The sequence below is a fragment of the Pseudomonas sp. GV085 genome, from assembly GCF_003050925.1.
Lineage (GTDB): Bacteria > Pseudomonadota > Gammaproteobacteria > Pseudomonadales > Pseudomonadaceae > Aquipseudomonas.
The window spans coordinates 1-20421 of the sequence record NZ_QAOV01000021.1 but is presented as its reverse complement, the minus strand read 5'-3'; the positions used below and the strand labels follow the sequence as shown (position 1 = coordinate 20421).

At 60.8% G+C, this 20421-nt stretch carries 19 protein-coding genes; 13 read left to right on the top strand and 6 right to left on the bottom strand.

The window, feature by feature from the left end:
• The first annotated feature begins 166 nt into the window (after positions 1 to 166).
• The 5 genes from oscA to C8K63_RS28575 all read left to right on the top strand — a co-directional run bounded on the left by oscA (position 167) and on the right by C8K63_RS28575 (position 4381).
• Positions 167 to 349, top strand: a complete 183-nt coding sequence (gene oscA / locus C8K63_RS28595; RefSeq protein WP_007975618.1) for a sulfur starvation response protein OscA — start codon at positions 167 to 169, stop codon at positions 347 to 349.
• Between the two features lie 143 nt (positions 350 to 492).
• Positions 493 to 1506 (top strand): sulfate ABC transporter substrate-binding protein, encoded by a 1014-nt coding sequence (locus C8K63_RS28590; RefSeq protein WP_108219747.1) that lies wholly within the window; start codon positions 493 to 495, stop codon positions 1504 to 1506.
• Positions 1507 to 1687: 181 nt separating this feature from the next.
• Positions 1688 to 2506: a sulfate ABC transporter permease subunit CysT gene (gene cysT, locus C8K63_RS28585; RefSeq protein ID WP_007972956.1), complete on the top strand. Its 819-nt coding sequence runs from the start codon at positions 1688 to 1690 to the stop codon at positions 2504 to 2506.
• Positions 2507 to 2518: 12 nt separating this feature from the next.
• On the top strand, positions 2519 to 3388 hold the full coding sequence (cysW, locus tag C8K63_RS28580) for a sulfate ABC transporter permease subunit CysW (protein WP_008045439.1): 870 nt from the start codon (positions 2519 to 2521) through the stop codon (positions 3386 to 3388).
• Positions 3389 to 3391: 3 nt separating this feature from the next.
• Positions 3392 to 4381, top strand: a complete 990-nt coding sequence (locus tag C8K63_RS28575) for a sulfate/molybdate ABC transporter ATP-binding protein (RefSeq protein ID WP_046040728.1) — start codon at positions 3392 to 3394, stop codon at positions 4379 to 4381.
• An 89-nt stretch (positions 4382 to 4470) separates the two neighbouring features.
• Here the strand turns inward: C8K63_RS28575 and C8K63_RS28570 are convergent, their stop codons facing one another.
• Positions 4471 to 4995 carry a DUF962 domain-containing protein gene (locus C8K63_RS28570; RefSeq protein WP_108219746.1) on the bottom strand — a complete coding sequence of 175 codons (525 nt, stop codon included), beginning with the start codon at positions 4993 to 4995 and terminating at the stop codon, positions 4471 to 4473.
• 83 nt (positions 4996 to 5078) lie between these two features.
• Here C8K63_RS28570 and C8K63_RS28565 point away from each other — a divergent pair, with 83 nt between their 5' ends.
• Positions 5079 to 5765 (top strand): Crp/Fnr family transcriptional regulator, encoded by a 687-nt coding sequence (locus C8K63_RS28565; protein WP_108219745.1) that lies wholly within the window; start codon positions 5079 to 5081, stop codon positions 5763 to 5765.
• Positions 5766 to 5968: 203 nt separating this feature from the next.
• Here C8K63_RS28565 and C8K63_RS28560 read toward each other — a convergent pair whose 3' ends face one another.
• Positions 5969 to 6973, bottom strand: a complete 1005-nt coding sequence (locus C8K63_RS28560; protein WP_108219744.1) for an AraC family transcriptional regulator — start codon at positions 6971 to 6973, stop codon at positions 5969 to 5971.
• Positions 6974 to 7073: 100 nt separating this feature from the next.
• Between C8K63_RS28560 and C8K63_RS28555 the strand changes: the two genes are divergently transcribed.
• Positions 7074 to 8147 (top strand): fatty acid desaturase, encoded by a 1074-nt coding sequence (locus C8K63_RS28555; protein WP_108219743.1) that lies wholly within the window; start codon positions 7074 to 7076, stop codon positions 8145 to 8147.
• A 123-nt stretch (positions 8148 to 8270) separates the two neighbouring features.
• Here C8K63_RS28555 and C8K63_RS28550 read toward each other — a convergent pair whose 3' ends face one another.
• The 3 genes from C8K63_RS28550 to C8K63_RS28540 are packed head-to-tail and all read right to left on the bottom strand — an operon-like array spanning position 8271 to position 12307.
• Entirely contained in the window at positions 8271 to 9881 is a 1611-nt protein-coding gene (locus tag C8K63_RS28550; protein WP_108219742.1) for an arylsulfatase, read from the bottom strand.
• A gap of 15 nt (positions 9882 to 9896) precedes the next feature.
• Positions 9897 to 10712, bottom strand: a complete 816-nt coding sequence (locus C8K63_RS28545; RefSeq protein WP_108219741.1) for an ABC transporter ATP-binding protein — start codon at positions 10710 to 10712, stop codon at positions 9897 to 9899.
• Positions 10709 to 12307, bottom strand: coding sequence for an ABC transporter permease (locus C8K63_RS28540; RefSeq protein WP_108219740.1), 1599 nt, complete (start codon positions 12305 to 12307; stop codon positions 10709 to 10711). Before C8K63_RS28540 ends, C8K63_RS28545 begins: the two co-directional genes overlap by 4 nt.
• 402 nt (positions 12308 to 12709) lie before the next feature.
• Here C8K63_RS28540 and C8K63_RS28535 point away from each other — a divergent pair, with 402 nt between their 5' ends.
• Positions 12710 to 13723, top strand: a complete 1014-nt coding sequence (locus C8K63_RS28535) for an ABC transporter substrate-binding protein (protein WP_108219739.1) — start codon at positions 12710 to 12712, stop codon at positions 13721 to 13723.
• A 12-nt stretch (positions 13724 to 13735) separates the two neighbouring features.
• Here the strand turns inward: C8K63_RS28535 and C8K63_RS28530 are convergent, their stop codons facing one another.
• The gene (locus C8K63_RS28530; RefSeq protein ID WP_108219738.1) at positions 13736 to 14656 is read right to left on the bottom strand and encodes a LysR family transcriptional regulator; all 921 of its coding nucleotides are present in this window, start codon (positions 14654 to 14656) and stop codon (positions 13736 to 13738) included.
• Positions 14657 to 14839: 183 nt separating this feature from the next.
• On the opposite strand from C8K63_RS28530, the gene C8K63_RS28525 reads away from it, so the two are divergent.
• From C8K63_RS28525 to C8K63_RS28505, 5 genes are all read left to right on the top strand, one after another.
• Complete coding sequence (locus C8K63_RS28525) at positions 14840 to 15760, top strand: TauD/TfdA family dioxygenase (RefSeq protein WP_108219737.1); 921 nt, start codon at positions 14840 to 14842, stop codon at positions 15758 to 15760.
• Positions 15761 to 15895: 135 nt separating this feature from the next.
• On the top strand, positions 15896 to 18256 hold the full coding sequence (locus C8K63_RS28520; RefSeq protein ID WP_108219736.1) for a TonB-dependent receptor: 2361 nt from the start codon (positions 15896 to 15898) through the stop codon (positions 18254 to 18256).
• 15 nt (positions 18257 to 18271) lie between these two features.
• A complete protein-coding gene (locus C8K63_RS28515; protein WP_108219735.1) occupies positions 18272 to 19081 on the top strand; it encodes an energy transducer TonB in 810 nt (269 codons plus the stop codon).
• Between the two features lie 44 nt (positions 19082 to 19125).
• Positions 19126 to 19851 carry a MotA/TolQ/ExbB proton channel family protein gene (locus tag C8K63_RS28510; RefSeq protein WP_108219734.1) on the top strand — a complete coding sequence of 242 codons (726 nt, stop codon included), beginning with the start codon at positions 19126 to 19128 and terminating at the stop codon, positions 19849 to 19851.
• Position 19852: 1 nt separating this feature from the next.
• Complete coding sequence (locus C8K63_RS28505; protein ID WP_003220570.1) at positions 19853 to 20254, top strand: biopolymer transporter ExbD; 402 nt, start codon at positions 19853 to 19855, stop codon at positions 20252 to 20254.
• Positions 20255 to 20421 lie beyond the last annotated feature (167 nt).

Here is a 20421-nt window from a genome sequence, read left to right as displayed (position 1 = left end):
AGAGGGCTGTTCAGCTCAAACCCTTGTCCCATCAAATAATTTCTTTTGGTTATATAAACATTCTCAAATAGTCTTTTTAAGAATATCTACTCCTCTCTAGTATTGCTCTCACGCCGCAAGCAGTGCCGACACTGCGAGGCAACCTCTCAGTTGAAGGAGCAGCAATATGAGCGCATCCCTGCGTAGCGTCGACGGTCAAGACGAAGCCACCATCCTGCGTGAAATCCAGAGTGCCCTGCGCGACCTGCGCTTTGGCGCCGTGGAAATCACCGTGCACAACGCCCAGGTGGTGCAGATCGAACGCAAAGAAAAATTCCGTTTGCAGCAGCCGGGCAACAAACCGGGCTGAAGAAGATCGCAGCCTGCGGCAGCTCCTGCAGAAGCACGCAATCACCTGTAGGAGCTGCCGCAGGCTGCGATCTTTGAATCGGCAACGCGATTCCAGAAATCCATAAAAAAGCCAACAAACCAAGAATTCCAGGAGCTTTCATCATGTCGTCGATTCGCCACTTCGCTTTGGCCGCCCTGGCCAGCGCCCTTTTTGCCGGTTCCGCGGTAGCCAAGGATTACGAGCTGCTCAACGTGTCGTACGACCCGACCCGCGAGCTGTACCAGGACTACAACGCCGAATTCATCAAGTTCTGGCAGAAGGACCACGCAGGCGACACCGTGAAGGTCCAGCAATCCCATGGCGGTTCGGGCAAGCAAGGCCGGGCGGTGATCGATGGCCTGCGTGCCGACGTCGTGACCCTGGCCCTGGCCGGTGACATCGACGAAATCGCCAAGCTCGGCAAGACCCTGCCGGCGGACTGGCAAAAACGCCTGCCGGACGCCAGCACGCCTTACACCTCGACCATCGTATTCCTGGTGCGCAAGGGCAACCCGAAAGGCATCAAGGACTGGGGCGACCTGGTCAAGAATGACGTCTCGGTGATCACGCCGAACCCGAAAACCTCCGGCGGTGCGCGCTGGAACTTCCTCGCGGCCTGGGCCTATGGCCTCAAAGCCAACGGCGGTGATGAAACCAAGGCCAAGGAATACGTGCAAACCCTGTTCAAGCACGTGCCAGTGCTGGATACCGGTGCTCGCGGTTCGACCATTACCTTCGTCAACAACGGTCAAGGCGACGTGTTGCTGGCCTGGGAAAACGAAGCCTTCCTGGCCCTGAAAGAAGAGGGTGGCGCCGACAAGTTCGACATTGTCGTGCCTTCGCTGTCGATTCTCGCCGAGCCACCGGTGGCGGTAGTCGACAAAAATGCCGAGAAAAAGGGCAACGAGCAGATCGCCGAAGCCTACCTCAAGCACCTGTACAGCCCGGCCGGCCAGGAAATCGCGGCGAAGAACTTCTATCGTCCACGTGACAAGGATGTGGCCGCCAAGTACGCCCAGCAGTTCCCGAAACTGGAACTGGTGAGCATCGACAAGGACTTCGGCGGCTGGAAAGCCGCGCAGCCGAAATTCTTCAATGACGGGGGCGTGTTCGACCAGATCTACCAGGCGCAGTAATCTTAAATAGCCATCAATGAGCACCCATGCAGTCAGCCTGGGTGCTTAACCTGTGGGAGCGAGCCTGCTCGCGAAGGCGGTGTTTCAGTCGACAGGGATGTCGACGGGTACTCCCCCTTCGCGAGCAGGCTCGCTCCCACAGGGATGGTTTTAGCGGAACGCTTTTTAACCAAGGACTTTTATGTCGCGTCGTATCTCCCCCGTCATACCCGGCTTCGGGCTGACGCTGGGCTACACCTTGGTGTACCTCAGCCTGATTGTGCTCATACCACTGGCGGCGATGTTCGTGCATGCCGCTCAACTCACCTGGGATCAGTTCTGGGCAATCATCTCGGCGCCACGGGTGCTGGCGGCGTTGAAGCTCAGCTTCGGCACTGCGCTGTGTGCCGCGATCATCAACGGCATCATCGGTACGCTGCTGGCCTGGGTATTAGTGCGCTATACCTTCCCTGGACGAAAAGTGATCGATGCAATGATCGACCTGCCGTTCGCATTGCCCACGGCAGTGGCTGGTATTGCACTGACGGCGTTGTACACCCCTACCGGTCTGGTTGGTCAATTTGCAGCGGATCTGGGTTTCAAGATCGCCTACACCCCCTTGGGCATCACCCTTGCCCTCACTTTTGTGACACTTCCATTCGTAGTACGTACCGTACAGCCAGTATTGGCGGATATCCCTCGTGAAGTGGAAGAAGCGGCGGCGTGCCTGGGGGCAAAACCCTTGCAGGTTTTCCGTCATATCCTGCTGCCGGCACTGCTGCCTGCATGGCTCACCGGTTTCGCTTTGGCCTTTGCCCGCGGGGTCGGCGAGTACGGTTCGGTGATTTTCATTGCCGGTAACATGCCGATGAAAACCGAGATCTTGCCGCTGCTGATCATGGTCAAACTCGACCAATACGATTACACCGGCGCTACCTCCATTGGTGTACTGATGCTGGTGGTTTCCTTCGTCCTGTTGCTGCTGATCAACTTGTTGCAGCGGCGCATCGAAACCCCATAAGGAGGCGCACCCATGTCCCAATCGTCTATTGCTGCCGCTTCCTCGAACGCTGCCCGCCGTGGCAGCGCGACTTCGCGGCGAATCCTGATCGGTCTTGGCTGGCTGATTTTTGCCCTGTTCCTGTTGCTGCCGCTGTTCATCGTGGTGTCCCAGGGCCTGAAGCTCGGCCTCGGTGCATTTTTCACCGCGATCTTTGAGGCGGACGCGCTGTCGGCACTGAAACTCACGGTCATCGCCGTGCTGATTTCGGTGCCGCTGAACCTGGTGTTCGGTGTCAGCGCCGCGTGGTGCGTGAGCAAGTACTCGTTCCGCGGCAAGAGCATGCTGGTGACGCTGATCGACCTGCCGTTCTCGGTGTCGCCGGTGATCGCGGGTCTGGTCTATGTGCTGATGTTCGGCGCCCAGGGCCTGTTTGGCCCGTGGTTGCAGGACCACGACATCCAGATCGTTTTCGCCCTGCCGGGCATCGTGCTGGCGACGATTTTCGTCACCGTGCCGTTCGTGGCCCGTGAGCTGATCCCGCTGATGCAGGAGCAAGGCACTCAGGAAGAGGAGGCAGCGCGCCTGCTCGGGGCCAACGGCTGGCAGATGTTCTGGCACGTCACCGTGCCCAACATCAAATGGGGCCTGATCTACGGCGTGGTGTTGTGCACCGCGCGGGCCATGGGTGAGTTCGGTGCGGTATCGGTGGTTTCCGGGCACATTCGCGGGGTGACCAACACCCTGCCGCTGCACGTCGAGATCCTCTACAACGAATACAACCACGTGGCCGCGTTCGCCGTGGCGAGCCTGTTGCTGATCCTGGCGCTCTTCATCCTGCTGCTCAAGCAGTGGAGCGAAAACCGTATCAACCGCCTGCGCGCCAGCGCCGCGGAGGAATAATTCATGTCGATCGAAGTGCGTAACGTCAGCAAGAACTTCCATGCCTTCAAGGCGCTGGACAACATCAGCCTGGACATCCAGAGCGGCGAACTCGTCGCACTGCTCGGGCCGTCGGGCTGCGGCAAGACCACTTTGCTGCGGATCATCGCCGGCCTGGAAACCCCGGACCAGGGCAACATCGTGTTCCACGGTGAAGACGTCTCCGGCCACGACGTGCGTGATCGCAACGTCGGTTTTGTGTTCCAGCACTACGCCTTGTTCCGCCACATGACGGTGTTCGACAACGTCGCGTTCGGCCTGCGCATGAAGCCGAAAAACCAGCGCCCGAGCGAAAGCCAGATCGCCACCAAGGTCCACGAACTGCTGAACATGGTGCAACTGGACTGGTTGTCGGATCGCTACCCTGAACAACTCTCCGGCGGACAGCGTCAGCGCATTGCCTTGGCCCGGGCGCTGGCGGTGGAGCCGAAAGTGCTGTTGCTCGACGAGCCTTTCGGCGCCCTTGACGCCAAGGTTCGCAAGGAACTGCGCCGCTGGTTGGCGCGTCTGCACGAAGATATCAACCTGACCTCGGTGTTCGTGACCCACGACCAGGAAGAAGCGATGGAAGTCGCCGACCGCATCGTGGTGATGAACAAAGGTGTGATCGAGCAGATCGGCTCACCGGGTGACGTCTACGAAAACCCGGCCAGCGATTTCGTCTATCACTTCCTCGGTGATTCGAACCGTCTGCACTTGGGCGAAGACAAACATGTGCTGTTCCGCCCGCACGAAGTGTCGCTGTCGCGCCATGAACTGGAAGACCACCACGCGGCTGAAGTGCGCGATATTCGTCCGCTGGGCGCGACAACACGGGTGACGTTGAAGGTCGAAGGGCAGAGCGATCTGATCGAAGCCGAAGTGGTAAAGGATCACGACAGCCTGGTTGGTTTGGCAAAAGGCGAGACGTTGTTCTTCAAACCGAAGGTCTGGCAGAAAGTCGCCAATATCTAAGGCAAAAGCTTCGCGAGCAGGCTCGCTCCTACAATTGATCTGTGTGCACCGCGGATCCCTGTGGGAGCGAGCTTGCTCGCGATAGCAATCTAAACAGCCGCACGCTTCGGATTGACCCGCACACCACCCGCCCGTGCCTCGATCTGCTCTTTGAGCTCATGCCGCATCCCCAGCATGAACGCCAGTTCGGCCACCACAAACAGCGGCCCGACAATCAACCCGGTCACATCATCGACAAATGCCGGCTTGCGCCCTTCGTAATGATGACCGACAAACTGGATCGCCCAACCGATCATGAACATCGCCACACCGCTGCCCAGCCAGACCAGCGTGCCTTGCTGCGCCAGCGCATGTCCTGCCCAGACGGACAGCCCGAGCAACACGGTCATCAACACGCCCAGGCGCAATTCCAGGCGCAGGTAAAACCATGCCGATGCCAGCGAGACGAGCACCGCCGGTGACAGCCACACGCCGCCCAGCGACCACTCCGGCCGCGACAGCAACACCGCGACGGCGACCACGATCAGTGGAATGCCGATAAAGTGCGAGGCGATGTTGCGTGGGTCACGGTGGTAGGCGGCGTATTGACTGAGGTGGTCGACGAGGCTTTTCATTGTTGTTCTCCTGTGGGGTGATCGATCATGCCCCGGGGCCACTTCCCGCACTGTCAGCCAGGCGACAATCTCTAGGAGTTTTCATGGATATGCAGGTCTGGCGTCCACGCCTGATGAGTGGTCAGTGGTTCAGCCATTTGCCTGTTTCCCTACAGGATAGTTTGCTGTCGGTGGCCAGGGTACGGCGCTTGTCACCGGGCCAGCGGTTGTTCAAGCGTGGCGATCCGCCCTGCGGACTGTACGCGGTGCTTGAAGGCGCGGTGCGCGTCGGCGCCGTGAGCGAGCAGGGCAAGGAAGCGTTGCTGAGCCTGATGGAGCCGCCGCACTGGTTCGGCGAAATCTGCCTGTTCGATGGCCAGCCACGCACCCACGATGCCTACGGCGTAGGCCAGTGCACGCTGCTGCACATTCCCCAGAACACCTTGCTGGCACTGCTCGACGAGCATCCGCAGCACTGGCGGCAACTGGCGTTGCTGATGAGCCAGAAACTGCGCATGACCTTCATCAACCTCGAACAACTGAGCCTGTTGCCGGCCCCGGCGAGGTTGGCGCACCGCTTGTTGATGATTGCTGAAGGTTATGGCGAGACCGCCCCACCGCGCCGCGTCCTGCAACTGCCCCAGGAGCAGCTTGCCGCCATGTTGTCGCTGTCACGCCAGACCACCAACCAGATTCTCAAGGATTTACAGGCACAGGGGATCATCGGGCTGAGTTACGGCGAAATTGAAATCCTTGATGCTGCCCGGTTGCGGGTGTTAGCCACGATTTAACCGATCACGCAGGCCCAATGTGGGAGCGAGCCTGCTCGCGAAAGCGGAGTGTCAGTCGATACGGATGTACCTGACCTGACGCCTTCGCGAGCAGGCTCGCTCCCACAGGGGGTTTATGTGAATCTCGGATTTGGGGTTAGCCAATAATCCTGTGGGGCTTGCGCGCGAAGAGGCCAGTCCAGGCAACCCATTCTCAGGCTAGATCAGCGCAACCCATCCCGAAACTGCCCCGGCGTCATCCCCGTCCAGCGCTTGAACGCACGACTGAAGCTGCTGGTGTCGGCAAAGCCGAGCAGATAACTGATCTCGCTCAACGAACATTGCGGGTCGCGCAGGTGCAGTAGCGCGAGGTTTTCGCGGCTTTCGTTGAGCAGCGTGTCGAACCGGTAGCCTTCATCGGCCAGGTGCCGTTGCAGGCTGCGCAAGCTCAGGTGCAGGGCCTTGGCGATGTGTTCGGCGCTGGGTTCGCCTTCGGGCAGTTGTTCTTCAATGGCGTCGCGGACCTTGCGCTCCCACGTCAGCGGCTTGAGTTGCGCCAGGGTGCGCTTGAGCACGGTTTCGTTGTGTTCGGCCAGCTCCGGGTTGGCATCGTCCAGGTGGCTGTCGAAGTCGATGAGGGCGAATTCCAGTCGATCCTCGTCGGCGCCGAAGTGCACAGGCGAGCGAAAGACTTTATGCCATTGGTGCGCGTCTGCCGGCTCCGGGCGGCGCAGGTAGGTCGCCAGCGGCGCGTAGTCGCGACCCAGGCGATTGCGGCAAGTGCGCACGTAAATCGCCATGAACGCATCGATGGCTTCGAAGGCCGGGGCCGGATTACCCATTGGAACTTTCAGACGGAAACAGTAGCGATCATCGGTGCGGGTCAGTTCCAGTTCCAGGGCATCGCTGACCACCTGGTGATAGCGCACGATGCGCTCGAACACTTCCCGCAGGCTGCCGCTGGCCACCAGTGCATAGCCCAGCGCATGGAAGGTGGTCGGGCTGACGAAACGCGAAACCCGCAAACCGATCGCCGGGTCGCCGCTGGCCTGCACCGCCAGATTCCACAGGTGCGTGGTGCCCGACAGCGGGTAGCGCGCGTTCGGGTCGTCCATCAGTTGCGGGTCGAGCCCCGCTTGCTGGCACAGGGCGGTGCTGTCGATGCCCAAGGCATCGAGTTGCTTGCGCAGGGCGCGGGTCCAGCTGGCGAGGGAGGTCGGTTCAGTCATGCTGATTGGCGCTTCCGGTCAACATGTTGGCGTTCTCGGCTACCGCATTGCGAGGGTCCGCAAGGCAGGATGCAACCATCAATAATCAGAGGATGGAAGCATGGACGGTACTTCTGCAAGCCCCCAGCGACTGAATGCATCACAGCGATCAGCGCATATCCGTGAAGTGGTACTGGCCAAAGGCGTCGAGTTGCGCGAGCGTTATCCGATTCTCAAGCATCAGGACGCCATGGGCGCGGGCATTCTGACCTTCGCCTTGGCCGGTATGGTCGGTTCGGCCGCGCTCTACATGACCGGGCATATGGCCTGGTGGGCGTGCCTGTTGCTCAATGCATTTTTCGCCTCGCTTACCCATGAACTGGAACATGACCTGATCCACAGCATGTACTTTCGCAAGCAGAAGGTGCCGCACAACCTGATGATGGGGCTGGTGTGGCTGGCGCGGCCGAGCACCATCAACCCATGGATTCGCCGACACCTGCACCTCAATCACCACAAAGTCTCCGGCTCCGAAGCCGACCTGGAAGAACGCGCCATCACCAACGGCGAACCTTGGGGCTTCGCACGGTTTTTGATGATTGGCGACAACATCATGTCGTCGTTCATCCGCATGCTGCGGGCCAAGACCTTGGCCATGAAGTTCAGCATCATTTACCGTACGCTGAAGGTCTACGCACCGCTGGCGCTGATGCATTGGGGCGCGTGGTACGTGTTTCTCGGCATCCACGCAGCGAACGGCATTGCGCATCTGATGGGCGCTCCCATCGAGTGGTCAGCGATGACGTTGTCGGTGATGCAGGTGATCGACATTGCGGCTGTGGTAATCATCGGTCCGAACGTGTTGCGCACGTTCTGCCTTCACTTCATCAGCTCGAACATGCACTACTACGGTGACGTGGAACCGGGCAATGTGATGCAGCAGACCCAGGTGCTGAACGCATGGTGGCTGTGGCCGTTGCAGGCGTTCTGCTTCAACTTCGGTAGCAGCCACAGCATCCATCACTTTGTGGTGAAGGAGCCGTTCTACATTCGCCAGTTGACCGTACTGGTGGGGCACAAGGTGATGCGCGAGATGGGCGTGCGGTTCAATGATTTCGGCACGTTTGCGCGGGCCAACCGGTTTGAGGGCAAGGAAGAGGCGGTAGGTGTGAGGACACAAACCGCTCACGTCTGACTCGTATTTGTGGCGAGGGAGCTTGCTCCCGCTGGGTCGCGAAGCGGCCCCCTTATCCCGAAAACGAAGGGGACTACTGCGCAGCCCAACGGGAGCAAGCTCCCTCGCCACAGGGGGTAATGTTTAGTCTGGCTGAAATGGCGACTCACTCAGGATCACCCCAGTCTCATCCACATACCGCTGCCAGTGCTCGATCAAGGCACCAAGCTTCTGCGGTTGGCTCGACGCCAGGTCATGAATCTCCCCCGGATCATTGCCCAGGTCATACAGTTGCCAGGTCGCCGGCCCGACCGGTCCCGGGATGTACACCGCCTTCCATTTTCCCTGTCGAATCGCCCGCCGACCGAACAATTCCCACCCGGTCACGGTGTGCTCGTCATGCACTTGCGTCGTCTCGCCCGACAGAAACCCCAGCCACGATTTACCGCGGATTTGCGCCACGGGCTTGCCATGCCACTGCTTGCCCGGATGGCGCACACCGGCGAGGTCGAGAATGGTCGGTGTGATGTCCATCACGGTGCCGAAACCGTGGCTGATCTGCCCCTTGAGCGGCAGTTGCGGGTAATGCACCAGCGCCGGCACGCGAATCCCGCCTTCGGTGGTGAAGGCCTTGAACAGCCGCGATGGCGCGGTCGCCACTTGCGCCCAGTTCGGCCCGTACCAGACGTAGGAATTGGCGCGGCCGATGTTGTCCAGGCTGTTGTCGTAATGCTGGTTGAGATAGGTCAGCAACTGCGGGCCGAATTTCGGGAAAGCCTCCAGCAATGCCCCTTCGGCGCCGTTATCGGACATGAACAGGATGAAGGTGTTGTCCAGTTGCCCTTGTTGGCGCAGGTAGTCGACGACGCGGCCGATGTTCCAGTCCATGCGCTCGACCATCGCTGCATACACCTCCATGGCCCGCGCGGAGATCTGCCGTTGTTCGTCGCTCAAGGCATCCCATTGTGCGGTCAACTGGATCAACGGATGCGGCTCGACATCGGCCTCGATCAGCCCCAGCTTTTTGAGTTTTTCCAGGCGCTCGATTCGCAGTGCTTCAGGGCCGGCGTCATAGCGCCCGCGGTATTTTTCCACCACCTCGGCCGGCGCCTGCAACGGCCAGTGCGGTGCGGAAAACGGCAGGTAAGCGAAGAACGGCCGGGTCTGGTCGCGCTCCTTGAGGTATTGCAGCAGCTTGTCGCCAAAGGCATCTGAGGAATAGAAATCCTTCGGCAGTTCGTCGATGAATTGGTCGTCTTCGATGTACAGCGCCGGGGTGGATTTCAGCAACCGTGGCGTCGTTTCATCGTAGGTCGGCTCGAAGCCGTAATGGTTGGCGGCGCCGGGCAACAGAGAAAACGAACGCTCGAAACCCCGGGCGTGAGGCGCCAGTTCTGCGGTCAGGCCCAGGTGCCATTTGCCGCTCATCAAGGTCTGGTAACCCGCCTCGCGCAGCAACTCGGGCAGGGCGACCACGCGGTCGTTCAGGTGCCCTTCGTAACCCGGCTTGCCGATGAGGTCCGGGGTCAATGCTTCGGCCATGGTGCCGATGCCGGCGATGTGGTGATCGGTGCCGGTGAGCAGCATCGACCGGGTCGGCGAGCAGGTCGGTGCGGTGTGAAAATCGGTCAGGCGCAGGCCATTGTTGGCCAATGCATCAAGGTTTGGTGTATTGATTTCGCCACCGAAGGCGCCGAGGTCGGAAAAGCCCAGGTCATCGGCCAGGATCACTAGAAAGTTGGGACGTTGCGGCATCAAGCATTTCCTTTTTCAGTAGGCAATGAAGGACAGCGGCAGATCGCGGACCTGCACCGGCACGGGGGGCTGGTAGTGATCGTCGCTGGTGAGTTCGTGAAGCAGTTCTTCGCGTAACTGGTGGAAGTCGAAACTGCTGCGTTGGCGCGGATGGGGCAGGGCAATGTCGACCACTTGCTTGATCCGCCCCGGACGCGGCTCCATTACCACCACACGGTCGGCGAGGAAGATCGCTTCCTCGACGTCGTGGGTGACCAGCACCGTGGTGATTTTTGCCCGCGCGCGGATCGCCAGCAGTTCGTCCTGCATCTGTTGGCGGGTCAGCGCATCGAGGGCGCCGAAGGGCTCGTCCAGCAGCAGAATCCGTGGGCTGGCCACCAGGCCGCGAGCAATGGCCACGCGCTGTGCCATGCCGCCGGAGAGCTGGTGCGGATAGGCGCGGGCGAAGTCGCCGAGGCCCACCAGTTCGATGAAATCAGCGATGCGCTTGTGCTTTTGTGCCGCGCTCAGTGGCTCATTGACCAGGCCCAGGCCGATGTTGTCGGCCACGCTCAGCCACGGGAACAAGCGGTGCTCCTGAAAGACGATGCCGCGCTCGCCGCCGATGCCGGTGACGGCTTTTCCGTCGACGCTGATCTGCCCGCGAAACTGCGTATCGAGGCCCACCAGGAGCCGCAGCAAAGTGGATTTACCGCAACCGCTGGAGCCGACGATGGCGACGAACTCACCCTCGGCGATGTCCAGGTTGAATTCACGAATGGCCTCAAGTGTGAAGCCGTCGACGTCGAAGGTTTTGCCTACGTGATTGAAGCTGACAATCGGTGCGTTCATGCGTGTCTCCAGCGAGTGGCGCGGATTTCCAGGCGTTGGCCAATGAGGTTGAGCAGGGCACCGGTCAGGCCCACCAGCAGCATGCCGGCCATGATCAGGTCCATGCGCAGCAGTTGCTGGGCGCCGATCATCTGGCTGCCAATGCCGCCGTTGGACGGCATGAAATATTCAGCGCCGATGGTGCCGAGCCAGGCGTAGATCAGGCTCAGCCTGAGCCCGGCGAAAATTCCCGGCGCCGCGCCCGGCAGCACCAGTCGCCCGAGGCGCTGACGCAGATTCAGGCGCAACACCTGCGCGGCCTCGTTCAGTTGCGGCGACAGGTGGGCGACGCTGCGTTGGGTGGCGATGAACAGCGGGAAAAAGGCGGCGAGGGCAACGAACACCCACTTGGCCAATTCCCCCAGACCGAACCACGCGGTGAGCAGCGGCACCCAGGCGAAAATGGCGATCTGGCGGATGGCGGCGAGGGTTGGGCCGAGCACGCGTTCACTGGTCCGCGACAATCCCAGCAGCAACCCCAAGGCAAACCCGAGCCCGCCGCCGAGCAGCAATCCGCCAAGGGTCCGACCCAGGCTGAGGGCCATGCCGCCAAGCAGTGTGCCGTCGAGCAAGCCATCCCGAGTGGTCTGCAGGACGGCCAGAGGACTGACCAGAATGTTCGGGTCAATCCACTGCTGATCCGAAGTCAGTTGCCACAACGCCAGAAGCGCCAATGGCAGCAGCCACGGTTGCAGGCGTTGCCAACCTTGATAATGCGGCCCGCGACGGATTTCGGCGGTGGCCGGGTGCGGCCAGTGCACCAGTTTCCTGTCCAGCAGGCCGATGCCGCGATCCATCGCCACGCCAATCAAGCCGATCACCACGATGCACACGAAGACGATGTCGAGCATGAACAGCTGCCGCGCCCAGACCATCAGGTAACCGATGCCTTCACTGGACGCGAGCAGTTCGACAGCCAGCAGCGAAGTCCAGCCGGCGGCCAGCGCGAGGCGTACACCGGCCATGAATGCCGGCAGTGCGGCAGGCAGCACCAGGCGTCGGATCATCAGGTGCCTGGGCAGGCGCAACACGGCGGCGGCCTCGCGCAGCTTGGGTTGTGCATCGCGCACACCGACCAGTGTATGCAAGGTCACCGGCACCACGATGGCCTTGATCAGCACCACCAGTTTGAGCACTTCACCGATGCCGAAAAACACCATGAACAATGGAATCCAGGCCAGGGTCGGGACTTGCGCCAACCCGGCGAAGGTCGGAAACACCAGGCGCTCCAGTCGACGACTGAAACCCAGTGCCGCACCCAAAACAGCACCAGCGCTGATCCCGGCCAGCAGCCCCCAGAACAAGCGTTGCAGGCTGATCCACAAATGACTCCACAACTCGCCTTGGGACAATTCCAGCGCGCTGTTCCAGACCAGGGTCGGCGCCGGCAGGATCTGCTCGCTCATCCAGTGGTTGCGACTGGCGAACCACCAGAGCGTGAACAGGGCAGTGGGCAACAACCACGGCAACAACCGTTGGCCCGGGCTGGGCCAGCGTTGCCTGTTTTTAAGTGGCGGCGCGGCCAGTGGCAGGCTGAGAAGAGAAACACGGGCCATGGGCGACCTCCGTTGTCGGGTTGCAATACAGGCCTGCTTTTTTGTAGGAGTGAGCCTGCTCGCGATAGCGGTGTGTCAGGCAAAGATGTCTCGATTGACCTTCCGCTATTCGCGAGCAGGCTCGCTCCTACAAGGGTTCAAGGTGTATGCAAAATTGATCTATAAAATTCAAAACTCATACTATTGAGAGATAAGAGAGGCCATTTATGGCCTCCCTAAGCCTCCGCATCCAATGCATTCGAAGAATATTTTTGATGCCGTTTGGGCATATCGGCGGAGAGCCCCGGGTGCGTTGATATAGATCTAAATAGTCTAAAAATGTGAATTTATAGTATTTAAGTGTTGGGTCTACTTCGGCCTACTTTCGGCTCCTCAACGCCCGTTGCCCAAGGAGCCGCACCCATGAACCTTCCCTTCAAACGTGTCATCAGCCTGTTCGCCGTACCGGCCCTGGCGGGTCTGCTGGCCTTCACGGCCAACGCTGGCGAACTCAAGGAAATCCGCATCGCCGTGCCGGACCTGAGTGCCGGTACCCAGCACAGTGGCGGCGGTGTTGTGGATGTGCTGCGCGATCAGCAGATCTTCGAAAAGGCTTTCGCCGATCAGGGCATCAAGATTCAGTGGAGCTTCTTCAAGGGCGCAGGCCCGGTGATCAACGAGGGGTTCGCCAACGGTCAGGTTGACCTGGCCTACCTCGGCGATCTGGCGGCCATCATCGGCAAGTCCAATGGACTGGATACGCGGTTGCTCAGCGCCTCGGCGCGCGGGGTGAAGCATTACCTGGGCGTGGTGCCGGGTTCGGGGATCAAGACCCTGCAGGACCTCAAGGGCAAACGCGTGGCGATTTTTCGTGGCACCGCCAGCCAGTTGTCCTTCGATGCGGCGCTGGCCAGTCAGGGTTTGAGCGAGAAGGACTTGAAAGTCATCAACCTGGACTTCAACGCGGCGGTCGCGGCGCTGGCGGCGAAGCAGATCGATGCCTCGTGGGGCGGTTCCGGGCTCACGGCATTGCAAGCCAAGGGGCTGGCCGAGTTGCCGCTGAGCACCAAGGACCTGGGCGGCGCCGGCAGCGTGCAGGCGGTGCTGATAGGGACCGGGAAGTTTGTCGATGCGCATCCGGAGGCGGTGTCGAAACTGCTCAAGGCCCAACAGCAGGCCGTTGAGTGGCTGACCCAGGACAGCAACAAGGACGCCTACATTCAGTTGGTGTCGGGGCTGGCGAGTTATCCGGCGGTGATCCTCACGCAGGATCTGAAGGATCAGAAACTGAGTGAGGTGTTCCCCTCTACGCTTGACCCGGTGTTCCTCGGCAAGTTGCAGGATGCCGTGGATCTGGCTTCGCAGCAGAAGCTGATTCGCAAGTCGTTCAAGGTGAGCGATTGGGTGGCGCCGGAGTTGGCTGCTGCCAGGCTTTAAATCTCTTGATCCTCAAACCGCAACGGCCATCTGCTGCCTGTCCACCGCCACCAACGTCTCGATCATCGCCCGCGCCGCCGGCGACAGCCTGAACCCGGTGCGGCTGACGATCCCGCACCGTGCATTCATGCTCTCGATGTTCTGCGGCAGATTGCGCCAGTGCAGCAACACCAGCGAACCATGGGCAATGTCCTCGATAAACGCCTCCTCGGTGCCAACGCCAATCGCATTCGATTGCAGCACCACTTTCACCAGCGCCGGAAAGTGTTCGGTCTCGATGGTCGGCGAAAAATCCACCCGCCCACTGAGGTTCGCCAGCAGTTTGCGAATGCCTGGCGGGATCATCGTGGTCGCCAGCGGGTAATCGAACATGTCGTTGGTCGACAGGCTCTCCTTGGCCAGCAGTGGATGCCCGGGGCGGCAGAAAAACACGCCGCGCTTGGGCGTCAATGCCTGGGTCTGGAAGTTCGGATCGGACTCGAAATGGCGGATGTCGGCGATAAAGAATTCGATCTCTTCACGGCTCAGGGCACGGCTGAGTTTTTCCCAGTTATCCACCTCGAAACAGGTGCGCACTTTCGGGTGCGCGTTGATGAATTGCGCCACTGCATCCGGCACCAGTTTCACCGCCGGTGCCGGGCCGCAACCGAAACGCAGCTCACCGGCATCGAGCTTGGTCATCTGCGTCACTTCGGCGTTCAAGAGGGCCGCGCCTTGCACCAGGCTGCGGGCATGTTGCAGCACCACCAAGCCTTCGGGGGTGGGGCGCAAATCCTTGTTGCCGCGGTCCACCAGGACGCAGCCGAACTCGTGCTCCAGCCCCTGAATGCTGCGGCTGAAGGCAGGCTGGGTAATACCCATGGCCTCGGCCGCGCGCACGAAACTGCGGTGTTCGTCGAGGGCGATGAAGTAACGCAACTGGCGAAGATCCATATGCTTTTCCGGCATCCTAAAAATAGCTCGAAGGCATTTGCGACGAGGGTTGACTGAGGTTTTAAATGCAACTTCTTATTCCGTCAACGAAGCATGTAGATATCTATTAGATCTAAATTGAATATAGATAGAGCAGTGTTTCGCGGCCGGTTCAACCGCAAGCAGTCTGATGAGGGTCTACCCATGAGCAATGCCGCTTTCGCAGTACAACCCGCTGTTCACGCGCTTGAAATCCACCCGGTGGCCGGTCGCATCGGTGCCGAAATTCGTGGCGTACAGCTTTCGGGCGAGCTGGATGCCGCCACCGTCGAAGCCATTCAACAGGCACTGCTGCAATACAAAGTGATCTTCTTCCGCGAGCAGACCCAGCTCGACGATCAGCGCCAGGAGGCGTTCGCCCACCTGCTCGGCGAGCCGGTGGCACACCCGACCGTGCCGGTGCGCGAAGGCACGCGTTTTCTACTGGAACTGGACGGTGCCGAGGGCCAGCGAGCCAGCTCCTGGCACACCGACGTGACCTTCGTCGAGGCCTACCCCAAAGCTTCGATCCTGCGCTCGGTGGTGGCCCCGGCTTTCGGCGGCGACACCCTGTGGGCCAATACCGCCGCCGCCTACGACGGTTTGTCGGCGGAGCTGCGTGAACTGGCCGACAAACTGGTCGCCGTACACAGCAACGAATACGACTACGCCGGTACCAGGCCAGACGTCTCGGCCGAGAAGCTGGAGCGCTATCGCAAGATCTTCACCTCGACCGTCTACGAGACCGAACACCCGGTGGTCCGCGTGCACCCGATCAGCGGTGAGAAGAGCCTGTTGCTGGGGCATTTCGTCAAACGCATCAAGGGCTATTCCCAGACCGATTCGGCGCACCTGTTCGGGCTGCTGCAAAGCCATGTGATCCGCCAGGAAAACATCGTGCGCTGGCGCTGGAAGGCTGGCGATGTGGCGATCTGGGACAACCGCTCCACCCAGCATTACGCAGTGGATGACTACGGGACTCAGGATCGTGTGGTGCGTCGGGTGACGCTCAAGGGTGAAGTGCCGGTGGGTGTGAATGGGCAGGTCAGCCAGACCGTGAAAGGGCCGGATATCGGCGGTGTCTGAGCCGACGCTATCGCGAGCAGGCTCGCTCCTACAGGGGGATCTTCGGTGTTCGCAGGATCAGTGTAGGAGCGAGCCTGCTCGCGATGGCGGCCGGGCAAGCAATAAAGCATTTCTTTTGATCGGGAACCCCGCCTTATGAGTCCGTTGTACCTCGCCCCAACGTCGTCACCCCAACGGCTCAAACGCCTGCCTCTGGCCCTGCTGCTGGCAGGAAGCGCCGGTTGGGCCCAAGGCTATGCGGCCGACAGCACCACCCCTGAAACCACCCCCGCAAAAACCGCCACGGCCGACAATGCACAACTGGAAACCGTGACCGTAACCACCCGCCGCCGCGAAGAAAGTGCGCAGGATGTGCCAACACCCATGAGCGTGGTCAGCGGCCAGACCCTGGAAACCCAGCGGATCTATCGCATCCAGGATTTGCAGCAACTGGTGCCCAGCGTCAACGTCGCCTACATGCATGCGCGCCAGTCCAGCGTGTCGATCCGTGGCCTGGGCAACAACCCGGCCAGCGATGGCCTGGAGGGCAGTGTCGGGTTGTACATCGACAATGTTTATCTCGGCCGGCCGGGCATGGCCGTGTTCGACCTGATGGACATCGAGCAGCTCGAAGTACTGCGCGGTCCGCAAGGCACTTTGTTCGGCAAGAACACCACGGCGGGCGTAATCAACATCAGCACCCGTGCGCCGACTTTTACCCCGGAACGCAGCATCGAATCTTCGGTGGGCGAGGACGGATACTTCCAGACCAAGGGCACGATTTCCGGCCCGCTGAATGACGAACTCGCCGGACGCTTTTCTGCGTACCGCACCCGCAGCGACGGTGATATCAAGAACGAATTCGACGGCCACGAGTTGAACGGTGGTTCCCGCGATGGCTTCCGTGGCCAGTTGCTGTTCAAACCGAACGAAGTATTCAACCTGCGCTGGATCGGCGACTACAACGAAGAAGACTCCAGCGCCGGCACCCGTGTGTTGTTCAGCACCGGGCCGACCATCAATGGCGTCAATCTTTACCAGCGCCGGGCCAATGCGGTGGGGGCGACACTGGTCGACGGCACACACCGCAAGGTCAACCTGAACGATGACCAGCACGTCACCGTGCACCAGGGCGGTACGTCGGTCGAGGCCAACTGGACGCTGCCGAGTGACTTCACCCTGACCTCCATCAGCGCCTGGCGCTGGTGGAATTTCACCCCGCGCAATGATGACGGCCTGAACGTATCCGTCTTCCACAACGCCGGCGTTTCGGTGGAGGATAAGCAGTATTCCCAAGAGTTTCGCCTGGCGTCGCCAACCGGTGGATTCTTCGATTACGTGCTCGGCGCCTACTACTTCGGTTCCGACCTGGACAACAAATCCTTCACCTTTTACGGCCCGCAAGCGGACATCTGGAACGGTACGCCCAACGGTGCACTGAACAACATCGACAGTGTCGGCAATGGTCATATCGAAACCAACAGCTTCGCGCTGTTCGCCCAAGGCACCTGGCACCTGACCGAGCGCCTGGATTTCACCGCCGGGTTGCGCGGCACCTATGAAGAGAAAAACGCCAGGGTGACCCGTGATGCGCCGGCCGGTGGTGCCGCGGTCACCGGTGCGGCGGCCGCGGCACGACTCGCTCGTGCGGGGGTCTTCGATTCCGGCGACTTGAACCAGTACAGCTCCAGTCCCTCGGGCCTGTTGAACCTCAGCTACCGCCTCACCGACGACCTGCTCACCTACGCCACGTTGTCCCACGGCGAAAAATCCGGCGGGGTCAATCTGGCCGTCGGCACGGCGATGGTGGCCGGCGCCGATTCGCTGCTGATCGGCACCGAGCGCGCCAACAACGCCGAACTCGGTTTCAAGAGCACCCTGTGGGACCGTCGCCTGCAACTGAATGCCAACGTGTTCTGGACCCAGGTCAACGGCTATCAGACCAACGCCTTCGACGACGTCAACCGCGTACAGTTCCTGACCAACGCCGGCTCGGTGCGCTCCCGTGGCGTGGAATTCGAAAGCACCCTGCTTGCGTTGCGCAGCCTGACGCTGAACATCAACGGCTCGTACAACGACGTCAGCTACCTCTCGTACAAGGATGCACCCTGCCCGCCGGAAGTCAGCCTGGCGCCGGGCGCTCCGGCATCCTGCGACCTCAGCGGGCATCAAGTGGTGGGCGCTTCGAAATGGATAGGCAACGCCAACGGCGAATACAAGTGGAACCTGAGCAACGGCTTCGAAGAGTACGTCACCGCCAGCTATGCGTTCCGCTCCAAAGCGGTGGGCACGGTGGAAGATTCCGATTTCGGGCAGATCCCGAGTTATGCAGTGGTCAACCTGTCCACGGGCCTTCGCGGCGACTTCAACCAGGGGCAGTGGGACGTTTCGTTATGGCTGAAAAACGCCTTCGACAAAACCTACTACACGACGCTGTGGACGGCTGCCAACGGCGGTTATGAAGGCCTGCTCGGCACGCCACGAATGCTGGGCATGACCGGTCGATACGACTTCTAAGAAGGGGGTTCAGCAATGGGCAATGTCCAGACCGCTGCCAGTGCGCATGAAGTGCTGTGGCGCCCGGCACCTGGTGGCGAGTTGGTCGACCTCGGCCAGCCACACCGGGTGCCCTTGGGCCAGTTGCGTTTGCAGTGCGCGCCCAAGGGCATCTTGAGTCGACGGGAGACGATCCTGCTCGGAGTGCTGGCGTTGCTGGTGCATGGCGCGGTGATTTATTGGGTCAATCAACAGCCGACCACAGTACTGCCTGTCGTGCCGCCGCAGATTCCGCCGATGACCATCGAGTTCTCACGTCCGGCGCCCCCGGTGGTCGAGCCGCCGCCACCGCAACCGGTCCAGCCTGTGGTGGAGCCGCCTGTGCCAGTGGAAGACGAACTGGCGGTGAAACCTCCTCCACCGAAGCCGGTTTCCAAGCCCAGGCCGGTCGCCAAACCGGTACCGAAATCGGCGCCAAAAGCCGTTGAACAACCACCTGCGCTGCCACAACCGGCAGCGCCAGTCGCGGCCCCTGCGCCTCCTGCACCGCCTGCGCCCGCACCTGTGACACCGGCCTCTGCCACTGCCGGCTACTTGAAAAACCCGGCGCCGCAATACCCGTCGCTGGCCCAGCGTAAAGGCTGGGAAGGCACGGTGTTATTGCGCGTGCAGGTGCTGGCCAGCGGCAAGCCCGGCGAGATCCAGATTCAGAAAAGCAGCGGCCGTGATGCGCTCGACGAAGCCGCGCTGAACGCGGTGAAACGCTGGAGTTTTGTGCCGGCCAAGCAAGGCGATGTCGCCCGGGACGGCTGGGTCAGCGTGCCCATCGATTTCAAGATTCATTAAACCGAAACCAATTTCGCGCTAAACGTTTACACGAGGAATACACCATGACGTTACTGACATCTCCACTTGAATCCATCGAAAGCGCGGTGATCTGGCTGCTGGTGGTTTTTTCCGTCGCGACCTGGGGGCTGGCGTTGCTCAAGGGCGTGCAGTTCGGTCGCCTGAAGGCACAGGATCGAAAGTTTCATCAACAGTTCTGGGCCGCTTCGAGCCTCGACGCGGCGGCCGAACTGAGCGAAACCCGGCCCGGCGCGGCAGCCCGGGTTGCGCAGGCCGGTTACGCGGCCATCCAGGTGGGCGAGGCGCCACAGGCGGCGGATTTGAGTCAGGCGATCAATCATCAGGATCGTCTGGAGCGGGCCTTGCATCAGCAGATCGTGCGCGAGCGCCGGTCGCTGGAAACCGGGTTGGCGGTACTCGCGAGCATTGGCAGCACCTCGCCGTTCATTGGTTTGTTCGGCACGGTGTGGGGAATCATGGAAGCGTTGAAAGGCATCAGTGCGGCGGGCTCGGCAAGCCTGGAAACGGTTGCCGGACCGATTGGCGCGGCACTGGTCGCCACCGGCGTGGGGATCGCCGTCGCGGTGCCGGCGGTGCTGGTTTACAACTATTTTTTGCGCCGTTTGAAACTGACGGCGGCGGACCTGGATGACTTCGCCCATGACTTCTACAGCCTGGCGCAGAAGAGTTCGTTCCGTGTGCTGATCCACCCGAAGGCGCACAAGGTGGCAGCCCAGGGCAATGCGCAGAAAGTGAAGGAGGCGTCCTGATATGGCCTTCTCCACGCAAGACTCTGATGAGGTGCTGAGCGAGATCAACGTGACACCGCTGGTGGATGTGATGCTGGTGTTGCTGGTGGTGTTCATCGTCACTGCGCCGCTGCTGACCAACGCGATTCCGATCAACCTGCCCAAGACCGAAGCGGTGGCGCCGGTGGAGCAGAAAGACCCGTTGGTGGTGAGCATCGACGGCGCCGGCAAACTGTTTATCAACAAGGACGAGATACAACCGGACTTGCTGGAGTTCAACCTCAAGTCGGCGAAGGCCAAGGACCCCGAGGTGCGTGTGCAGTTGCAGGCGGACGATGGGGTGAATTACGGCGAAGTGGCGCGGGCCATGGCGTCGATTGAGCGGGCAGGGATTACCAAGTTGTCGGTGATTACTGCGCGTTAACGGATTTTCGTTTTCCGGGGCCGTCTCCTTGGCAGGGTGCGGCCCTTTTTTTATTCCAAACGAATGACCCCTGTAGGAGGGGCCGCCTCGTCTTCGACGCCGCGCTGTCGCGCAGCAAACTGAGGGAGCTAGAGTTGAAGAGCGTGCGCGGGGCAGAGACCGTCATT